The sequence below is a fragment of the Thermoflexus sp. genome (genome assembly GCF_034432235.1).
In the GTDB taxonomy this organism is placed as follows: domain Bacteria; phylum Chloroflexota; class Anaerolineae; order Thermoflexales; family Thermoflexaceae; genus Thermoflexus.
Window position 1 is genome coordinate 23,413 of sequence record NZ_DAOUCJ010000050.1, and the last position, 16,866, is coordinate 40,278.

Sequence of the window (16,866 nt, forward strand, 5' to 3'; positions counted from 1 at the left end):
AGGAACGCGATCCAGCGAGGCATGAGGGCGCTGGAGCTCTCACTTCCCACCCATCGCCGGATCTTGATCCAGCCCGCCTGCCCATGGGCCCACCCTCGCTTTGCTCCCCATGTCTTTACGCCCCTCCCGCTTCTCGAGGCCGTCCGAGCCCTGTTTTCCGGCAACTCCCTGATCGTCGGTGCCGGCAGCCTGCCGGGGTTTCCCTCGCGTTACACCATGAAGCAGGCGGGTTATTGGGCATGGGCCCGGCACCACAGGATTCCCATGTGGCCTCTGGATGAAGCGCCTAGCCAGCGATCCGAATCGGGGATCCGGATGCCGCAGGTTGTTCACGAGACGGACATGCTGATCGCATTGCCTCGATTGACCGGAAGTGGTTTTCTGGGATTCGCCGGGGCCGCACGACATCATATGTTTCTGTTATCCCCTTCCGATCATCTGCAGGCTTACCCGCGTCTTCCAGAGGTGCTGATCGATAGCTTGAGGATCCGGCCCCCTGATCTGATCATCCTGGACGCCACCCAGGTCCTTCATCGAGGGGGCGAGCTGGCCGGCGAGCCCGTTGCGTTTTCCCTGCTGATCATCGGCACGAACATCCTTGCTGTCGATCGGCTCGCCGCGTTGCTGTATGGCCTGGACCCGATGGAGGTCTCATGGCTTCGGCTGGCGATCCAGCGGGGATCTGCTCCCGCCTCGCTGAAGGATCTGCAGGTCCTGGGGGACCTCTCGCTGGAGGACCTGCGTTGTTTGGGCGAGCGGATCGTTCATGCGGATCCATTCCCCGAGCGATATGCATGGCCTCCTCAGGTGCGGGTTTACCGCTCTGAGGCTGAGCCTCTGTGGAACATCCCCGGAGCGTTGATGGAGACCATCTGGGTGCTGGAGCATGGAGGGATCTCCCTGGCGAAAGCGCGGGAGACGGCGATCGTGATTGGACCGGTTGGGGAATTGCCACGCCCGCGCACAGATACCGCAGCCGCTATCCTGCTGGGGGATTCCGCACGCGCGGACTATCGGGGATACAGTCGGATTGTCCGGTTGCCTGGCCGCCATGTCCCCGTCGCCCGACTCCTGCTGGATCTCCCATACATCCTGCAGGTCGCCTCGATACGCAGCGAGCTGGGATGGGAATTCCTGTGGGAATCCATGCGCCATGCAATGCGCCGGCGATTCCTGATGAAGAGCCCATGAGGGCGAATACGGGGAACCAGGCCTGGGCTTCTTGCATCCTGGCCTGACCCTAAACACTTCCTTTACAAGGAGGGCATCATGTTTGCGGTCCTGCAGCGTATCGGGCGTTCCTTGATGCTGCCGATCGCCGTGCTTCCGGCAGCGGGGATCCTCCTGCGGTTCGGCCAGCCCGATCTCCTGAACATCCCCTGGCTGGCGGATGCGGGTGGAGTGATTTTCGGCAACCTTCCATTGCTCTTCGCCGTCGGCGTGGCCATCGGCTTCACCGCCGATGTCGGGACGGCTGGTCTGGCCGGGGCTGTCTGTTACTGGGTGATGACGAAGGTCCTTGCGGATATCAGCACCAGCGTCTATCATCTGGAGAAGCCGTCCGACATGGGTGTGCTGGCCGGCATCCTGAGCGGCCTGCTCGCGGCTTATCTTTACGAGCGGTTCCACACTATCCAGCTGCCGGAGTGGCTGGCCTTCTTCGGCGGCAAGCGCTTCGTTCCCATCGTGACCGCCTTTGCCGCGGTGATCCTGGGCATTGTGTTCGGGCTGATCTGGCACTGGCCGGAGCAATGGCTGGCCGCGGTGGGGAACTGGGCTACCCAAGCTGGGCCCTTTGGAGCTGCCATCCATGCCTTTCTGAACCGCCTGCTGATCCCCTTCGGACTCCATCATATTATCAACTCGATCGTCTGGTTCCAGTTCGGCGATCTCACCCGGTTCTTCGAGACACGCGGAGCGGAGGGCGGCCTGTTCATGACCGGGTTCTTCCCCATCATGCTCTTTGGTCTGCCAGGGGCCGCCCTGGCCATGTATATGACAGCGGATCCCAAGCGACGGCCCATTGTAGGTGGCATCCTGTTCTCGGCAGCGCTTACCTCCTTTGTCACCGGGATCACCGAGCCGGTGGAGTTCGCCTTCATGTTCGTTGCCCCGGTTCTCTATGTGCTGCATGCGGTGCTGACGGGGATCTCCGCCTTCGTTACCGTTTCCCTGGGGATCCGGGATGGCTTCACTTTCTCCGCGGGGATCATCGATTACATTATTAACTTTGGGATTGCTAGGCAACCGCTATTGCTCCTGGTGGTGGGAGTGGTGTTCGGAGTGATCTACTACGTGCTCTTCAGCTGGCTGATCCGCGCTCTGAACATCCCGACTCCAGGTCGAGAGCCGGAAGCTTAAGAGCAACCGGGACAGGCATCCCCGCATCTTCATCATTGACCGGGATCAGCAGGGGCCTTGCCGGCTACCGGGTGTGGAGTGGTTTCAGATGCCCCGCACCCGGTAAATTCCTGTTCACGGCTCTTCACGCTGACGGGAGAAGAGACTTCTGGGAGGCAGTGAAGGATGCGGGACAAGGCGTTGCGTTATATTGAAGCGCTGGGGGGGCGCGAGAACATCCGGGAGCTCGATGGCTGCATCACCCGACTGCGGGCCACCCTTGTGGATCCCAGTAAAGTGGATGAGGCCAAGCTGCGAGCGGCCGGGATGATCGGGCGGCCAATTCGAATGGGGAATGGCATTCAGATCGTGGTGGGTACCCACGCGGAGCTGATCGCCACGGAGATCAACAAGATCCTCCGGGGGGATTAGATGGTGCCCATCCTATCTCCTTTCACCGGCCGTGTTGTGCCTCTGGACGAGGTTCCGGATCCCGTGTTTGCGGAGCGCATGCTGGGAGAGGGCGTCGCCGTCGATCCCAGGGAGGGGATTGCGGTGGCGCCCATCCGCGGCCGCCTCGTGGTGCTGCACTCGGCCAACCATGCGTTCGCCATCGAGGCGGAGAACGCCCTGAAGGTTCTGGTGCACATCGGCCTGGACACTGTTCACCTACGGGGGGAGGGTTTTGAGCGAGTGGCCCAGGAGGGGGATTGGGTAGAAGCAGGCCAGCCCATCGTGCGCTTTGATCCCGGGCGGATCCGGGCAGCCGGTTACTGCCTGCTCTCCCCGGTGGTCCTGCCGGATCTCCCAGAGGGCTATCGGATTCAACCTGTCATGGCTTCCGAAGTGGTCGCGGGGCGGGATCCTTTGCTTTACGTCATGGTGGAGAACCATGTCGGCTAAGCGCCTGCTGGAAGCTTTTGCCAGCGATTTCCGCGCCATGGACGGTCGGGCCCTCCTGGAGAGCATCCGGCGATCGGAAGGGCGGGTCCTGTGTGCAGAGGTCCTGGCGCTTGCCCCTCCTCTGGTCGATGGGATCAGCAATGCGGAGCTGGCGGCCGCGATGGGAGCCGATCTGATCCTGCTGAACGGTTACAATGTGCTTCAGCCGCAGGTGCCTGGCTTCCCGAGTGAATCCGAGCTGGATCTGGGATGGGCGCGTCTATCCACCGGCGTAGGCACGACTCCCGCGCAGGTGAAAGCGTGGATCGGACGCCCGGTCGGCCTGAACCTGGAACCGATCCCGAACCCTGAGAAAGCCGCTCGGGCAGTGGGGCGACTGGCCACCTCAGAGAACGCCCGGCGCGCCCTTGAGCAGGGTGCGGACTTCCTGGTGATCACCGGCAACCCGGAGACGGGGGTGACCGGAGAGGGAATCGCCGAGGCAGTCGCTCAAATCCGAAAGGCGATCGGCAACATTCCCTTGATTTTGGCTGGCAAGATGCATCGAGCTGGAGCGGACGAGCCGGTGATCTCGGGGCGGGACGTGGAGGCGATGATCGAGGCGGGGGCGGATGGGATCCTGATCCCCCTGCCCGGGACCGTTCCGGGCGTGACGGAGGAGGAGGCCGCCCGGCTGACCGCCCGAATTCACCGGGCAGGCCGTCTGGTGATGGGAACCATCGGCACCTCCCAGGAAGGCGCCACTCCCTCGGTCATAGAGCAGCTGGCGCTGGTGGGCAAGCGGGCAGGGGTGGATATCTTTCACATTGGCGATGCGGGATTCATGGGGATTGCCTTCCCGGAGAACATCTATGCCCTTTCTGTGGCCATCCGTGGCCGACGGCACACCTGGCGCCGGATGGCTGCATCTCTCTATCGCTGAGCTGTATGTGGGCATCCGATCTCACAGGGCTTCCTGAGGGCGGGGTGGGGGTTCATCGCCCACCCCGCCCCTGCATTTCTCACGGGGTGAAGCCTAATCCAGTTTCCATGGCAACTTATGGGAAAGCAGCTGGGGAACAAGATCCGGGCATGAGGAATGGAAGAAAGCCAGCTCCAGCATCAGCGGGCCTGCCGGGAAAAGGAGAATCCCTGGAGCGATCTTTGCCTTTTTAAGATAGAGGGGACCTGCCCGAACTTCTACTCGGCCTTCCTGGATAGTCTGTCGCCACCGCTCCCATGTTCGAGCGCCCATCCGCCTCCGTTGATTCTGCACATCCCGATAGATGGTTGCCGCTGAGATGCGGATGCCCAGATTACGCATTATGAAAGCGGCAGCTGCCCCAGAGAAACCGGCCAGATACAGGAGCACCCCCAGAGCTCGAAGCATCAGGCTTCGTTGCTGGCCGGTCTCCACCACCTCCGGCTGAGCTGTCCACGTCATTCCACATCGCTTACAGCGAAAGCGGATCTGCTCCAGCAGCGTGGGAGTTAAATCTCGAACCCATCGAATTCGTCGCTGATGGATCACTGCTGTGGGGGCCCGGCAAACCGGGCACCAGCGGGCGATCTGTATCTGCTCGGACGACAAACGAAAAACGGAAGCACCAGCCTGAAGAAGCGAGCATGTAGCCATGATGGTCACCTGGGTAAGGAGGGACAGAGGAAGCTGTCTACCACGTCTCCAGCTGGGCTGTCATCCCAGCATCCACGAAAAGCAGGGAGCCGGTGATATACGATGACTCATCGCTGGCCAGGAAAAGCGCTGCATAGCCTACATCCTCCGGCGTCCCCAGGCGGCCCAGCAGCTGACGACGCTCCACCTGACGGCGCATCCCCTCTGGATCTGGGGAGGAGGCGAAGATCCCCCGTACCAGGGGAGTGTCGATCCAGCCCGGACATATGGCGTTCACCCGGATATTGTCTCGAGCCACATCGATCGCCGCGGCTCGCGTCAAGGCCGCCAATCCACCCTTGGAGGCAGCATAAGGCGCCGTTCCCCCAACATTTTGAACAGCATGGACGGAAGCGATATTGATGATGCTCCCACCGCCAGAAGCCTTGATATGCGGAATGGCATATTTAGAGCACAGGAAAGGACCTATCAGGTTCACAGCGAGACAGCGCTCGAATTCCTCTCGCGTTGCTTCAGTGATGCTTTTATAGACCCCGATCCCGGCGTTGTTGACCAGGATGTGAAGGGCTCCGTAACGCTCGATGGTTTTCTGGATCATAGCCTTCACGTCCTCTTCATTGGATACATCACAGCGGATGAAAAAAACCTCGAATCCATGATCGCGTAATTCCCGCTCGGTTGCCTGACCCGCCTCCGTATTGACGTCGGCGATGACCACCTTCGCCCCTTCCCGGGCGAAGACCGTCACGATCCCCTTGCCGATCCCCATCGCTCCGCCTGTTACAATGGCCACCTTATCTTTCAGCCGCATGGCCATACCTCCTGAAAGGATTTAACGCCAGCGAGTCTGCTGATTGCGAATCAGCTGCTCCAGGTCTGATCGATTGCACCAAGCGATATCGCCAATGAAAGTGTGTTTCAGGGCTGCATAGGCCACGCCGTAGGCCAATCCACGTAAGGGATCTTCCTGGAGGAACCCGGTGAGGAAGCCTGCCACCATGGCATCTCCGGCGCCCACCCGATCAAGGGGCTCAAGAGGGTAGCCCGGTTGTTTGTAGATCTCGCCTTCATACCAGAGAAGAGCTCCGCCCTCTTCCAGGGTGAGCACGATGGTCATCCCTGGATAGCGCTGGGCCGCCTCACGCAACATGGTTTCCGGATCCCCGCTCCATCCGAGAACCTGCCTGGCCTCCTGCAGAGTGCAAAACAGCACATCAATAGCAGGAAGGAAGGGCTGGATAGCCTGGCGAGCATCCTCAGGGGACCATAATTTGGAGCGATAATTCACATCGAAGGAGATCTTCAGGCCTGCAGATTGGGCCTCTCGAATTGCCCGGCAGATCAGGCGATAGCAATTCGAGCCTAAGCCGGGAGTGATCCCAGTGAGGTGAATCAGCCGGGCTTGATGGACATAATCCCAATCCACCTCTTCAGGGTCGATCTGAGAGAAGGCTGAACCGGCCCGATCGTAAATCACCTGATAGGGGCGAGGAGGTTGCCCAAGCTCGAGATAATACAATCCCACCCGACCTTCGGAGGTCCAGATCACCCGCGAGACATCCACACCATGTTCGCGGATCTTATTCACAATGCGCCGTCCCAGGGGATTGTTCACCAGACGTGAAATCCAGCCGCTGGAAATCCCCAGTCGTGAGAGGCCAATAGCTACATTCGATTCCGCCCCTGCAACCTCCAGACGGAGGATCTCAGTTTGCTCCAGGCCGAACCCGGGCGGTGCGGTCAAACGCAGCAATGTCTCACCAATGGTCACGACATCGGGCATTGGTCGGCGCCTCACCGGATTTGATGTTTCGGGGATTTAAATAGTCTTTGAAGAGACATCCGCATTCGCTCGGGATTCCGCGCGTTCGTCCAAAATCAAACCTGAAGTTCACGCAGAGAACGGGAAAGCCGGCGACAGGCTTCCCGGAGCTGGACCAGACCCCCTGAGGCCATCACATAAGAGCCCACCAGTGCGCTCCCGACACCTACGGCGATCGCCCCTGCGCGGAGGAACACTGCGGCGTTCTCAATGGTGACTCCACCGGTTGGGAGGAATGGAATGTCCGGAAAAGGCCCACGCAGGTTTCGCAGATACTCAGGACCACCGGGCATGGCGGGGAAGATCTTCACCATCGCGGCACCCCTCTGCCATGCCCGCCAGATTTCTGATGGGGTAAAGGCCCCGGGAATCACAGGGATCCCGCTCTCCCGACAGAAAGCGAGAAGGGACTCGTCCGTGTGAGGGCTGACAATGAAACTGGCACCAGCTTTCAACGCGCGTCGCGCCTCATCGATGGAAAGGACTGTTCCAGCACCGATAGCGGCGCGATCTTTGAAGGCCCGCGTGATCCGGGCGATCTGTTCTGAAGCGTGAGGGGAGTTCATGGCCACTTCGATGGCCAGAAAACCTTCCTCCACCAGAATCCGCGTGATATCCTCGAGCCGATCTCCAAAGTCTCCCCGAATGATGATCAGGGCCCGGCTTTCCCGGATCGCCTGAATGGGCTCCATGGCTCCTCCTACAGTCCACGATCTGCAGTGGAGAGGATCTGGGGCCCTTCGGAGGTCACTGCCACATTGTCTTCAATGCGGATCCCACCGAATCCAGGGATATAGACGCCCGGCTCAACCGTGCATACCATTCCGGCCTCCAGTGATGTCTGAACGCCCGGGGCCAAGAAGGGGATGAACTCGTGATAGCGATAGCCCACACCATGCCCCGTGATATGGTTGAAATATGCCCCGTATCCTGCCTCTTCAAGCACCCTGCGGGCTGCCGCATCAACTGCTTCCGCCGGCACTCCGGGACGCATTGCCTGAATGGCTGCCTGCTGAGCCTGCTGGACCAGGTTATAAACTTCCCGCTGTCGAGGATTGGGGTCGCCGGCCACTACAACCCGGGTGAGGTCGGACCAGTAGCCATCTACCACAGTCGCCAGCTCCACCATTACCAGATCGCCCTCCTGGATAACCCGCGAAGTCGAGGGGACCAGCAGGTAGCCCCTGTAGCTTCCCTCCGGGCCCGCGCTGACCTCCGCGGAAGCACGGACCAGGCGCGCTCCTCGATAACCTGCTCCTCGCGCCCGGATCTCCGCTTCAATCGCCGCGCCAACCTGAGCTTCAGTCTGGCCCGGGAGGGCCAGCTCTTTGAGCCGCGCAAGGCCGAGCGCGGCAACCTCATTGGCAAGGCGGATCCGTTCGATCTCGTAAGAGGTCTTGACGGCGCGAGATCGCGCAAGCAGATCGTCCGCCCCTTTCAGGGTGGCGTTGGGAAATACCTCACCAAGCAGATGATGCCAGGGAGCGGCAGGGACCACCGGTTCTGCGTGGCGATACGTTGGAGCGACCACCTCGGTGGAGCGTTCTATCCCAATGAGGGATCGATGCAATCCCAGGCGATCTCGGAACCTGGACAGGTGCTCGCGATAGGAGACATAGAGATCCGGATCCTTGAGGAGTCCCCAACCGAAGGGGACCACTTCCGCCCACTCCGGATCAGTGTAGTCCAGCTCGATCTCGGGGACGAGAAGACCCACATAGCCATCACGGGTGATCAGAGCAATGGAGAATCCATGATGGGGCCAGTAGTTGGTCAGGTAGACCACATGCTCCGGCAAACGACAGATCAGGGCATCATAGCCTTCCTCTTGCATCAGCCCCAGCAAGCGCTCCCGGCGAGCGGTATCGATCATAGGAGACCTCCTTCATTTCGGATAGATCCGTTCCTCCGTTGCAGCATCGAAAACAAAGAGGTGCTCTGGGGGCCATAGCAGCCATACCCGCTGGCGCAGTTGCAAAGGTAGATCAATGGAGGCAATCGCTTTCAATACGAAGGGACCAGCCCGGAGATCGATAATGCGCTCCAGACCCAAAGGCTGAATGATTTCAACCTCGGCCTCTACGGATCCGGGAGCCCGGCTCAGGAGGATCTGGAGATGCTCGGGACGGATTCCCAGAAGAACCTCTCGTTTTTCTCCAAGCTGAACAGGGGAGAGGAGCGTGAAATCCGCGTGGATGAAGCGGGTGCCTTCCGGCTCTGGGATCGCCTGACAGCGCAGCAGATTCATCCCCGGGCTTCCCAGAAAACTGGCCACGAAGGCAGTTGCGGGCCGGTCATAAAGAACCTGGGGCTCGTCGACCTGCACCCCGCGCCCCTCCCGTATCACCAGAATACGGTCCGCCATAGCCACTGCCTCTTCGAAATCATGGGTGGCATAAATCATGGTCTGGCCCGTCTCCCGCTGGAGACGCTTAAGCTCCGCGGCCATCTCCTGACGGATCTTCGCGTCTAGATCCGTGAACGCCTGATCCAGGAGCAGAACGCGAGGCCGACGGACCATCGCCCGGGCGATGGCGACCCGACGGCGCTCACCGCCGCTGTAGGTATGGGGCAGGCGATGAAGCAAGTGAGAGATCCGCAGCAATTCAGCGATCTCGCCAACCCGCCGACGGATCTCTCCTTCCGGGAGCCGGCGCAGGCGCAGGGGATGGGCGATGTTATCAAACGCCGACATGTGCGGGTAAAGCGCGACATCCTCGAAGACCATCGCCACATCCCGTCGCTGGGCAGGTATTAAGTTCATCAGCTCTCCACCGATCCAGACCTCCCCCATATCGGGCCTCTCCAGGCCGGCGATGATCCGGAACGTGGTGGTTTTCCCTGCCCCTGGAGCTCCCAGCAGGCAGAAGAATTCCCCATCTTCCGCAAAGAAATCCAGGCCCTGAAGGGCCGTGATCCGTCCATAACGCTTATGGAGCTGGCGGACTTCGATGGAAGCCATCAGTAGAGCCCTTGACCGGTTTGTGGGTCGAACAGTAAGGCCTGGTGCGGATGGAAAACGATTTCCAGGTCATCTCCCACAGTGAAGCGTCGCGTGCTCGGCGTGACCATCTGAATCAGGAGCCCGCTGCGGGTTTTTAGATCCAGGATTAACTTTCGGCCCAGCGGCCGAATCAGATCGACCTTCACCGGAATTCGAACGAGATCCCCAGGGGAAGGTGCCTGCGGATCAGAAATCTGCAACTGCTCAGGGCGGATCCCCAGAATCAGATGGGGAAGGGAACGGCTCGCTTCGATAATCCCCCGGCGTTCATCCACCCGCAGTTCGAAATCCAGAGAGCTCAGCAAAGCATGCCCTTCGGAGATCCGATATTCGACGGAGATCAGATTCATCGGCGGCCGGCCGATAAAACTGGCCACAAAGAGCGTCGCAGGGCGCCAGTAAACCTCATCGGGGGTTCCAACCTGCTCTATGCGTCCCGCGTTCATCACAACCACCCGGTCTCCCAGCGTCAGGGCTTCCTCCTGATCGTGAGTCACGTAGACCATCGTACGACCAAATTGATACTGCCAGCGCTTCAGCTCGGCTCGCATCAACTCCCGCAGCCCGGGTCGGAAGTTGTTGAGAGGCTCATCCAGAAGCAGCACCTGGGGCTCAATCACCAGGATACGGGCCAGAGCGACCCGCTGCATGGTGCTCAGATCCAGTCGGGAAGCCCGAAGATTCAGCACCGTTTCCAGCTCGAGCGCCTGAGCCACCGCTCGCACGCGACGTTCGATCTCGGCCGGGGGGACGCGCCGAACCCGCAGGCCGAAGGCCAGGTTGTCATAAACGGACATGTGCTGAAACAGCGCATAGTTCTGGAACATAAAGCCGATGTTGCGTCGTTGAGGCGGCCAATCGGTGATACGCTGACCTCGAAGATAGATTTCCCCACGCGTTGGCCGCTCCAGGCCTGCGATCATCCGCAGTGTGGTCGTCTTCCCGCATCCAGAGGGCCCCAGGAAGCACAGGAACTCACCTTCCTGGACCTCCAGATTCATATCCTGGACCGCGATGGTTCCGTTGAATTCTTTGGTGATCCCTTCCAGCCGGATCAAGTTCTGCTCTTTGTAGGCCATGGCTACTTAACCAGTCCAAAGGTGAAGGCCCGAACGAGATAGCGCTGGATCAGATAGCCGGCGATCAGGACCGGGATGGAGGCGACAATACCCAGGGCAGCCTGCGGGCCATAATATCGCCCGACAGCCCCTGCATATCGACTCACCTGAACCGGCAGGGTGACCGCGAAACGGGAGGTGAAAATCAGGGCGAAGAGAAATTCTGTCCAGTTCATAATGAACACAAAGAGTGCAGCGGCAGCCAGGCCTCCTCGAATTAAGGGCAGGGTAATCGTGAACATGACACGCCAGCGGGAGGCTCCATCCAGGATGGCGGCCTCCTCGATATGGCGAGGGATCCCGTCAATAAAACCTTTGATCATCCAGAGTGAGAAGGCCAGGGTGAAAGTCGTATACATCAGGATCAGGCCCAGATGGGTGTCGATCAGCCCCAGAGATCGGTAGTAGACCAGCAAAGGGACTGCGAAGGCGATGGGCGGGAACATTCGCGTGGTCAAAACGGAGAACGGCAGGAAATTCCCTCCAGCCCCGAAGCGGGAGATCCCATAGGCGGCCAGGAATCCGATAACGATAGAAAGCGCTGTGGAGATGGGAACAATGATCAGGCTGTTTATAAAGGCCCGTGTGACTGGTTCCGCGGTGCGGACCATCTCGCTGACCACGCCCACGGGATTCCCGGGCCAGAACAGAACCAGATAATTTTCCAGGGTAGGTTGTCGGGGGATCAGGGTAGGTGGGTACGCCAGCCATTCCTGGGGTGGCTTAAAGGAAAGGGAGAGCACCCAGACTACGGGGGCCAACGTGATCAGGATCACGATCAGTACAACCCCCCAGCGAGTGAGTCCGGAAGTCCATGCACGCCCCGGCATGATCTCCCCTCTCAGGCTTACAATTCACGTTCCAGCGGCCGGACGGCCAGACGGGCCACCAGGGCGATCAGAATCAGCACCAGAAGGGCCATCGCAGCTGCATAAGAAAGCTGCCCGTAAATAAATCCGGTTCGATAGAGATACAGCGAAAGGCTCTCGGTCGAGGTCCCCGGCCCGCCGCCGGTCATGATGTAAACCAGATCGAAGATCTTGAAAGCCTCCAGGGCGCGAATAATCAGGGCGATCAGCATCACAGGCTTCAGCATGGGGAAAACAATGTAGCGGAAAATCTCCCACCGGCTGGCCCCCAGCGTCATGGCTGCCTCAACGGGCTCAGGAGGGAGAGCGCCCAAGCCGGAGTAGATGACCAGAAACATGAAGGGAGTCCATTGCCAGATATCCGCCAGAGCGATGGTCATGAGAGCTAGGAGGGGATTTTGATACCATTGCACGGATGCATCGGGCCCAAAAAGGCTGATCAGAATATAGTTGACCGGGCCTTTATCCAGGAAAAGCAGGTAAAAACAAAGCCCTACCACCACCCATGGAAGCATCATGGGGTAAAGAAGGATGGAGGCGACGATCCGTTTTCCAGAAAATTCCTCCTGGTGAAAGAAGAGCGCTAGCGCCAGCCCAAGGAGGAACTCCAGGCTGACGGCGACCAGGACCAGGCCCATGGTTCGGCCCAGGGCAGTCAGGAAGCGCTGATCCTGAAGGGCTTGCACATAGTTGCTCAGACCCGCGAACGGTGCCTGCCACCAGTCCACCCCCATAATCGGCTGCCAGGAAACCAGGCTCAGATAAATCACAATGAGCATGGGAACGATCAGGACAAACCAGATCAGCAACTGCATGGGAAGGATCAACAGTTGCCCCATCCAGCGCTCCTCGTTCCACTCTGGGCTCCATCGAACGGGAAAGTGCATTTCGCCTCCTATCCCACCTGGAGAGGAGAGCCAGAGATACATCTGGCTCCCCGTCCTGACGGCTTGCCCAGGGCTCAATCCTTGAAGAGGCCCTTCTTCCGCCAGAGCCGCTGGATCGGCTCGGGATAATTCTTCCGCTCCTGCCGCCAGGCTTCGATCTGGCTGAGCCGGCCCAAGCGGTCCGTGATCTTCTGCCATTCGTCGGCCGCGTCCTTCAGCGCCTGCTCCGGCTTCTTCTGGCCAGCGAAGGCCTGCTGGAGATGCAGGTTCAGTTTGTCCAGATACTCGTTGGCGCCACGCAGGGAGATATCCGGGAAAGCATTCTTGGAGTTGGCCAGCAGGACCGGCAGGAAGTCCGCGCCATAAGCCTCCTTCATCTTGGGCTCATTGAACCAGCTCTGTCGGAAGATATCCAGCGTCCCTACGCGGGCGATGGCGTCCAGGCCGGTCTTGGGTCCGCAGAACCACTGAATGAAGCAATAGCAAGCTTCAGGCGATTTGCTGTAACGGGAGATACTGAAGCTCCATCCGACGACGTGCGGCACGGCGCGGATCAGCTCGCCATCATGCATCGTTCCGGGGATCTCCATTGCGCCGACCTTGCCGACAATCTTTGAAGTCTTGGGGTCCTGCGCCCACTTGCCAAGAGAGGGCCATGCCCAGGCGCAGAAAACCGAGCCCTCCGGGAAGCGGGTGTAAGCCACCGACCAGTCCCCGGTCACCGCATCCGGCCAGGCATGGTTTTGAATCAGGCGCACCATCTCCTCCAACGCGGTGACGCCTTCCTCAGAGGTGATCAGGGGATCCATGTTGTCATCGAAATAGGCCCCACCGCGGGAGATGAAACGGGCCGCCCATCCAGTGTAAGCAAAGTAACGTTCCGCATACATATGAACGCCCCGGATGCCCTGATCCGGTCGGTCGAAGAAGGCCACCCACTGATCGAACTCCTCCCATGTCCTGGGAACCTCCAGTTTACGCCCGAACTTATCCTCAAAACGCTTCTGCTCATCGGGGTTCTCCATCAGATCCTTTCGATAGAACATAGAGAAGGTGTCGTTATCTGCTCCCATCGCGTAGCGACGGCCCTTATACAGAGAGGTGAAACGATCAATTGGAGAGACATAGGCGTTCGGGCCGTGATCGACTTCAGGGTCATATTTCTCCCACCACTCGGTTTGATCGACGATCAGACCGGCCTCGGCCATGTCGGCGATCCAGTTTACAAAGGTCAGGAAGATGTCATAGCTCCCGGTGCGGGTAACGGCCTCGTTCATCACCTTGGTGTAGATGTTGGCCTCAAGGCCTTCCTCCGCGCTCACGAAATTCAGACCGGTGAGCCGGTTCCATTCCTCAAGGGCAGGAACGATGTTGTTGCGCTGGCCGGAGTGGTGGAGGATGACGAATGTATCGCCATTCTTGATCTTCCCGGCTGCCTTCAACGCCTTGATTCCGTTGAGGGCCCGCTCCTCGGGAGTGGCACCCTCTACACGGGGCACGGGCGTGCCTGGCGCAGGAGTAGCCGGTGTCCTAGGGGTCGGGGTAGGGGCCGGCGCACAGGTGCTCAACAGCCCTCCAGCCGCCGCGAGCCCGGCGGCCTTCAGAAACTCGCGGCGCGTCAGCTTCCCGTATCCCTTCTTCTTGTTCGCCATGGTTTCCTCCTTCTTTCTTCTAAAGGCGGCCGAACGCTTGAAGGATTTCTTCCACCGTCCTGCCGGCGCGGATCCATTGACGAGTGGCCTCTTCCTTTTCCGCTTGCTGTCGGGCCCGTTGCAGAACCTCCCAGGCCTCTTCGAGCGGGATGGCCACCACCCCGATCTCATCCGCAAGGATGAGATCTCCCGGGCGAACCAGAACATTGCCACAGACAATCGGAACATTCACCTCGATCGGTTCCAGACGGCCCGAGTAAGGAGAGTGAGTGGAACGAGGAACCACAGCGCGGGAGAATATGGGGAATCCCAGGTCGCGGATCTCATCGATGTCCCGGATCGCTCCATCCACAACGGCTCCAGCCACGCCCTTCTGCTTGCAGAGGCCAGCCATCAGGCCGCCCCAAACTGAGGTCTCCGTCTCCCCCCCGGCGCTCACCACGATGACATCCCCCTCCTGGGCCACCGTCAGGGCATCCAGGCAATCCACCAGATCCCCTGGGAAGAGTTTCACCGTCAGCGCAGGACCGACGAAACGGCAGGGAAAGACCGGTTTCAGGCTGGAATGCATTACCCCATCCCGCTCTATCGAATCCGCCACCACACAGGAGGGGCTGTAGATCTTCAACAACTCCCGGAAGCCGTTCAGGAGTTCAGGGGATGGCCGCTGCGGCATCGCCTGGATCCGCCTGCGCATCGGAACACCTCTCTTACAGACTCTCGCCGGTCCAGCCCATCTTCCGGGAGATCCGATCGGCATACTCGCGGACCAAAGGGGCGAGGGCTTCGATCTGCGCTCGCGTGGCCCGGAAAGCCGGTATGGTCAGGCTGACCGCGGCAATCACCCGGCCCGTGTGATCCCGGATAGGGCAAGCGACACAACGGATCTCGGGCTCATGTTCGGTGTCATCAATGGCATATCCCTGCTGTCGTACCTGAGCCAGATGGGCCTTCAGGGTTTCAGGATCCACAATGGTCTTCTCTGTGAATCGAGGAAGACCCTTGCGCCGGATCAGCTCGTCCAGCTCATGCTCCGGCAACGCTGCCAGCAGAACTTTGCCCACGCCGGTGCAATGCGCTGGACCTCGTTTGCCGATTGCCGAAAACATCCGGATCGTCTGCTGGCTTTCCTGCTTGTCGATATAAATCACATCGCCGTCATCCAGGATGGCAAGGTGCACCGTCTCATTGGTTCGCTGACATAAATCGCGGAGCTCAGGGAGAGCCTGCTTGCGCAGCTCGAGCCTCTGCAGGACCGCCTGAGCTAGCTCAAAGAGTTTGATGCCAGGAAGATAACGGCTCGTCTGGGGATCCTGAACCACCAGCCGATGGGCGCTGAGGGTCGCCAGCAATCGATGCACCGTGCTTTTGGGCAGGCCCGTTTGCCGGCTGAGCTCGGTAATCGAAGATCCATCCTCGGCCTGGCAGATCAATTCCAGCAGCCCCAACGCCCGATCGATCGTCTGCAGGCGCTGGCGCTTATCCTTCCGCAACCCGGAGCGTTTCTGTCGCATTTTATATGTGTTCCATTATTTGGAACAAGGTTTCTCTATATAAAATCTTATGTGCTTGTGGATCATCCGTCAATGGGTTTCGCAAATTTGGTGGAAATCGTCTTTCGTCCCCCGGTTTGGTCAGGCAGGAGCGGATCCGCAATGGGAAGTTGAAGCCGAGAGATCCGCTGCCCTCCAAGCGGGATCTGGCCGAGCAGTTCGGGGCGAGCCGCACGGCTGTGCGGGAGACCCTCCAGGCATTGCGGGATGCATTCCGGGCTTCGTTCTCCTGACAGTCGCCATGCTGGAGAGGGAGCCTGATCTGGAGGAGCCAGTCCTTATCGAATACCTCTCAGGGAACCTGTGCCAGCGCGGAAGCTATCTTCGCATCCTGAAGGCTGTCCGCGCGGCGGCCCAGGACCGAAAGCGGCATTCCTTCTGACCATCAATTTCAGCCTGAAGGCGACCCGATTCCCCACAAACGATTTTCCCGCCTTCGTGCTGCTTCTATGCAGGAAGACGGCCACGGGGCTATGATGGGGATAGTGGCCGCTTCATCGCCGCCATTCCCAGATCGCTCAGCGAAAGGAGCCCTATGGGGAAATCCGTTCAAGCCCTGGAAGATGAGCAGGCCTTCACGCATGCGCTGGCCGACGCCCTGGAACAGCTGGGATGGGAGATCATCCACCGCCCCTCCCTCGAGAACGAGCCCCTCATCGTCCGCCGCCCCTCCACGTATCGGATCCTGTTGCGCTATGTTCATCATCGGCCCCAGATCAACCGCATCCTCATCTATATCCTTTTCGGCGGGCGAGGGCCGGAGAACCGGAGCCCGGAGGCGCTGCGTGCGGTCAACCAGTTGAACGATGCCTATAACCTGGCCAAGCTCTCCATCGATGAGGACGGGGATGTCTGGTGCCAAACGGTCTTCCCCTTCGGCGCCGCCCTGGACCCGGAGCTGTTCTCCGCATATCTGGAGTGGTGGGACGCGGCGCTCACCGTATGGGCCCAGGAGCACCTGAAGCCCTTCATGGCATGAGCGACCATGGGAAAATCGCTGGGATCTTCCCGCCCGGGGAGGCCGAGGGAGACCCACCATAGCCGCCCCCCGGATCCCCTTTGACAGCTTTCGCGATTTTTGTTATCCTGGAATTGAAACGATT

At 59.9% G+C, this 16,866-nt stretch carries 20 protein-coding genes; 8 read left to right on the forward strand and 12 right to left on the reverse strand.

The window, feature by feature from the left end; all coding sequences use genetic code 11:
• The first annotated feature begins 21 nt into the window (after nucleotides 1-21).
• The 5 genes from VAE54_RS05875 to VAE54_RS05895 all read left to right on the forward strand — a co-directional run bounded on the left by VAE54_RS05875 (nucleotide 22) and on the right by VAE54_RS05895 (nucleotide 4,165).
• Nucleotides 22-1,191 carry a DUF362 domain-containing protein gene (locus VAE54_RS05875; protein ID WP_322801062.1) on the forward strand — a complete coding sequence of 390 codons (1,170 nt, stop codon included), beginning with the start codon at nucleotides 22-24 and terminating at the stop codon, nucleotides 1,189-1,191.
• Nucleotides 1,192-1,269: 78 nt separating this feature from the next.
• Complete coding sequence (locus VAE54_RS05880; RefSeq protein WP_322801012.1) at nucleotides 1,270-2,361, forward strand: PTS transporter subunit EIIC; 1,092 nt, start codon at nucleotides 1,270-1,272, stop codon at nucleotides 2,359-2,361.
• A gap of 165 nt (nucleotides 2,362-2,526) precedes the next feature.
• Nucleotides 2,527-2,772, forward strand: coding sequence for a PTS glucose/sucrose transporter subunit IIB (locus tag VAE54_RS05885; protein WP_322801013.1), 246 nt, complete (start codon nucleotides 2,527-2,529; stop codon nucleotides 2,770-2,772).
• Entirely contained in the window at nucleotides 2,773-3,243 is a 471-nt protein-coding gene (locus VAE54_RS05890) for a PTS glucose transporter subunit IIA (protein WP_322801014.1), read from the forward strand. It abuts the gene before it with no gap.
• Entirely contained in the window at nucleotides 3,233-4,165 is a 933-nt protein-coding gene (locus VAE54_RS05895; protein WP_322801015.1) for a hypothetical protein, read from the forward strand. The genes VAE54_RS05890 and VAE54_RS05895 overlap by 11 nt, the downstream gene beginning before the upstream one ends.
• Before the next feature lie 93 nt (nucleotides 4,166-4,258).
• Here VAE54_RS05895 and VAE54_RS05900 read toward each other — a convergent pair whose 3' ends face one another.
• The 12 genes from VAE54_RS05900 to VAE54_RS05955 form a co-directional block, all read right to left on the reverse strand.
• Nucleotides 4,259-4,666, reverse strand: a complete 408-nt coding sequence (locus VAE54_RS05900; protein WP_322801016.1) for a hypothetical protein — start codon at nucleotides 4,664-4,666, stop codon at nucleotides 4,259-4,261.
• Between the two features lie 229 nt (nucleotides 4,667-4,895).
• Entirely contained in the window at nucleotides 4,896-5,669 is a 774-nt protein-coding gene (locus VAE54_RS05905) for a glucose 1-dehydrogenase (RefSeq protein WP_322801017.1), read from the reverse strand.
• A gap of 21 nt (nucleotides 5,670-5,690) precedes the next feature.
• On the reverse strand, nucleotides 5,691-6,641 hold the full coding sequence (locus VAE54_RS05910) for a sugar kinase (protein WP_322801018.1): 951 nt from the start codon (nucleotides 6,639-6,641) through the stop codon (nucleotides 5,691-5,693).
• A 95-nt stretch (nucleotides 6,642-6,736) separates the two neighbouring features.
• On the reverse strand, nucleotides 6,737-7,372 hold the full coding sequence (locus VAE54_RS05915; protein ID WP_322801019.1) for a bifunctional 4-hydroxy-2-oxoglutarate aldolase/2-dehydro-3-deoxy-phosphogluconate aldolase: 636 nt from the start codon (nucleotides 7,370-7,372) through the stop codon (nucleotides 6,737-6,739).
• A gap of 8 nt (nucleotides 7,373-7,380) precedes the next feature.
• Entirely contained in the window at nucleotides 7,381-8,553 is a 1,173-nt protein-coding gene (locus tag VAE54_RS05920) for a Xaa-Pro peptidase family protein (protein ID WP_322801020.1), read from the reverse strand.
• 12 nt (nucleotides 8,554-8,565) lie between these two features.
• Complete coding sequence (locus tag VAE54_RS05925) at nucleotides 8,566-9,642, reverse strand: ABC transporter ATP-binding protein (RefSeq protein WP_322801021.1); 1,077 nt, start codon at nucleotides 9,640-9,642, stop codon at nucleotides 8,566-8,568.
• On the reverse strand, nucleotides 9,642-10,763 hold the full coding sequence (locus VAE54_RS05930) for an ABC transporter ATP-binding protein (RefSeq protein ID WP_322801022.1): 1,122 nt from the start codon (nucleotides 10,761-10,763) through the stop codon (nucleotides 9,642-9,644). Before VAE54_RS05930 ends, VAE54_RS05925 begins: the two co-directional genes overlap by 1 nt.
• A 2-nt stretch (nucleotides 10,764-10,765) precedes the next feature.
• A complete protein-coding gene (locus tag VAE54_RS05935; RefSeq protein WP_322801023.1) occupies nucleotides 10,766-11,632 on the reverse strand; it encodes a carbohydrate ABC transporter permease in 867 nt (288 codons plus the stop codon).
• 17 nt (nucleotides 11,633-11,649) lie between these two features.
• Nucleotides 11,650-12,510: a sugar ABC transporter permease gene (locus VAE54_RS05940; protein WP_322801024.1), complete on the reverse strand. Its 861-nt coding sequence runs from the start codon at nucleotides 12,508-12,510 to the stop codon at nucleotides 11,650-11,652.
• 122 nt (nucleotides 12,511-12,632) lie between these two features.
• Nucleotides 12,633-14,210, reverse strand: a complete 1,578-nt coding sequence (locus VAE54_RS05945) for an ABC transporter substrate-binding protein (RefSeq protein ID WP_322801025.1) — start codon at nucleotides 14,208-14,210, stop codon at nucleotides 12,633-12,635.
• A gap of 19 nt (nucleotides 14,211-14,229) precedes the next feature.
• Nucleotides 14,230-14,907 (reverse strand): RraA family protein, encoded by a 678-nt coding sequence (locus VAE54_RS05950; RefSeq protein WP_322801026.1) that lies wholly within the window; start codon nucleotides 14,905-14,907, stop codon nucleotides 14,230-14,232.
• A gap of 13 nt (nucleotides 14,908-14,920) precedes the next feature.
• Nucleotides 14,921-15,724: an IclR family transcriptional regulator gene (locus tag VAE54_RS05955; RefSeq protein ID WP_322801027.1), complete on the reverse strand. Its 804-nt coding sequence runs from the start codon at nucleotides 15,722-15,724 to the stop codon at nucleotides 14,921-14,923.
• 5 nt (nucleotides 15,725-15,729) lie between these two features.
• Here VAE54_RS05955 and VAE54_RS14550 point away from each other — a divergent pair, with 5 nt between their 5' ends.
• The 3 genes from VAE54_RS14550 to VAE54_RS05960 all read left to right on the forward strand — a co-directional run bounded on the left by VAE54_RS14550 (nucleotide 15,730) and on the right by VAE54_RS05960 (nucleotide 16,742).
• Nucleotides 15,730-15,996, forward strand: coding sequence for a FadR/GntR family transcriptional regulator (locus VAE54_RS14550; protein ID WP_416223778.1), 267 nt, complete (start codon nucleotides 15,730-15,732; stop codon nucleotides 15,994-15,996).
• Nucleotides 15,975-16,145: a 2Fe-2S iron-sulfur cluster-binding protein gene (locus tag VAE54_RS14555; RefSeq protein WP_416223779.1), complete on the forward strand. Its 171-nt coding sequence runs from the start codon at nucleotides 15,975-15,977 to the stop codon at nucleotides 16,143-16,145. The genes VAE54_RS14550 and VAE54_RS14555 overlap by 22 nt, the downstream gene beginning before the upstream one ends.
• A 153-nt stretch (nucleotides 16,146-16,298) precedes the next feature.
• Nucleotides 16,299-16,742: a YbjN domain-containing protein gene (locus VAE54_RS05960; protein ID WP_322801028.1), complete on the forward strand. Its 444-nt coding sequence runs from the start codon at nucleotides 16,299-16,301 to the stop codon at nucleotides 16,740-16,742.
• Nucleotides 16,743-16,866 lie beyond the last annotated feature (124 nt).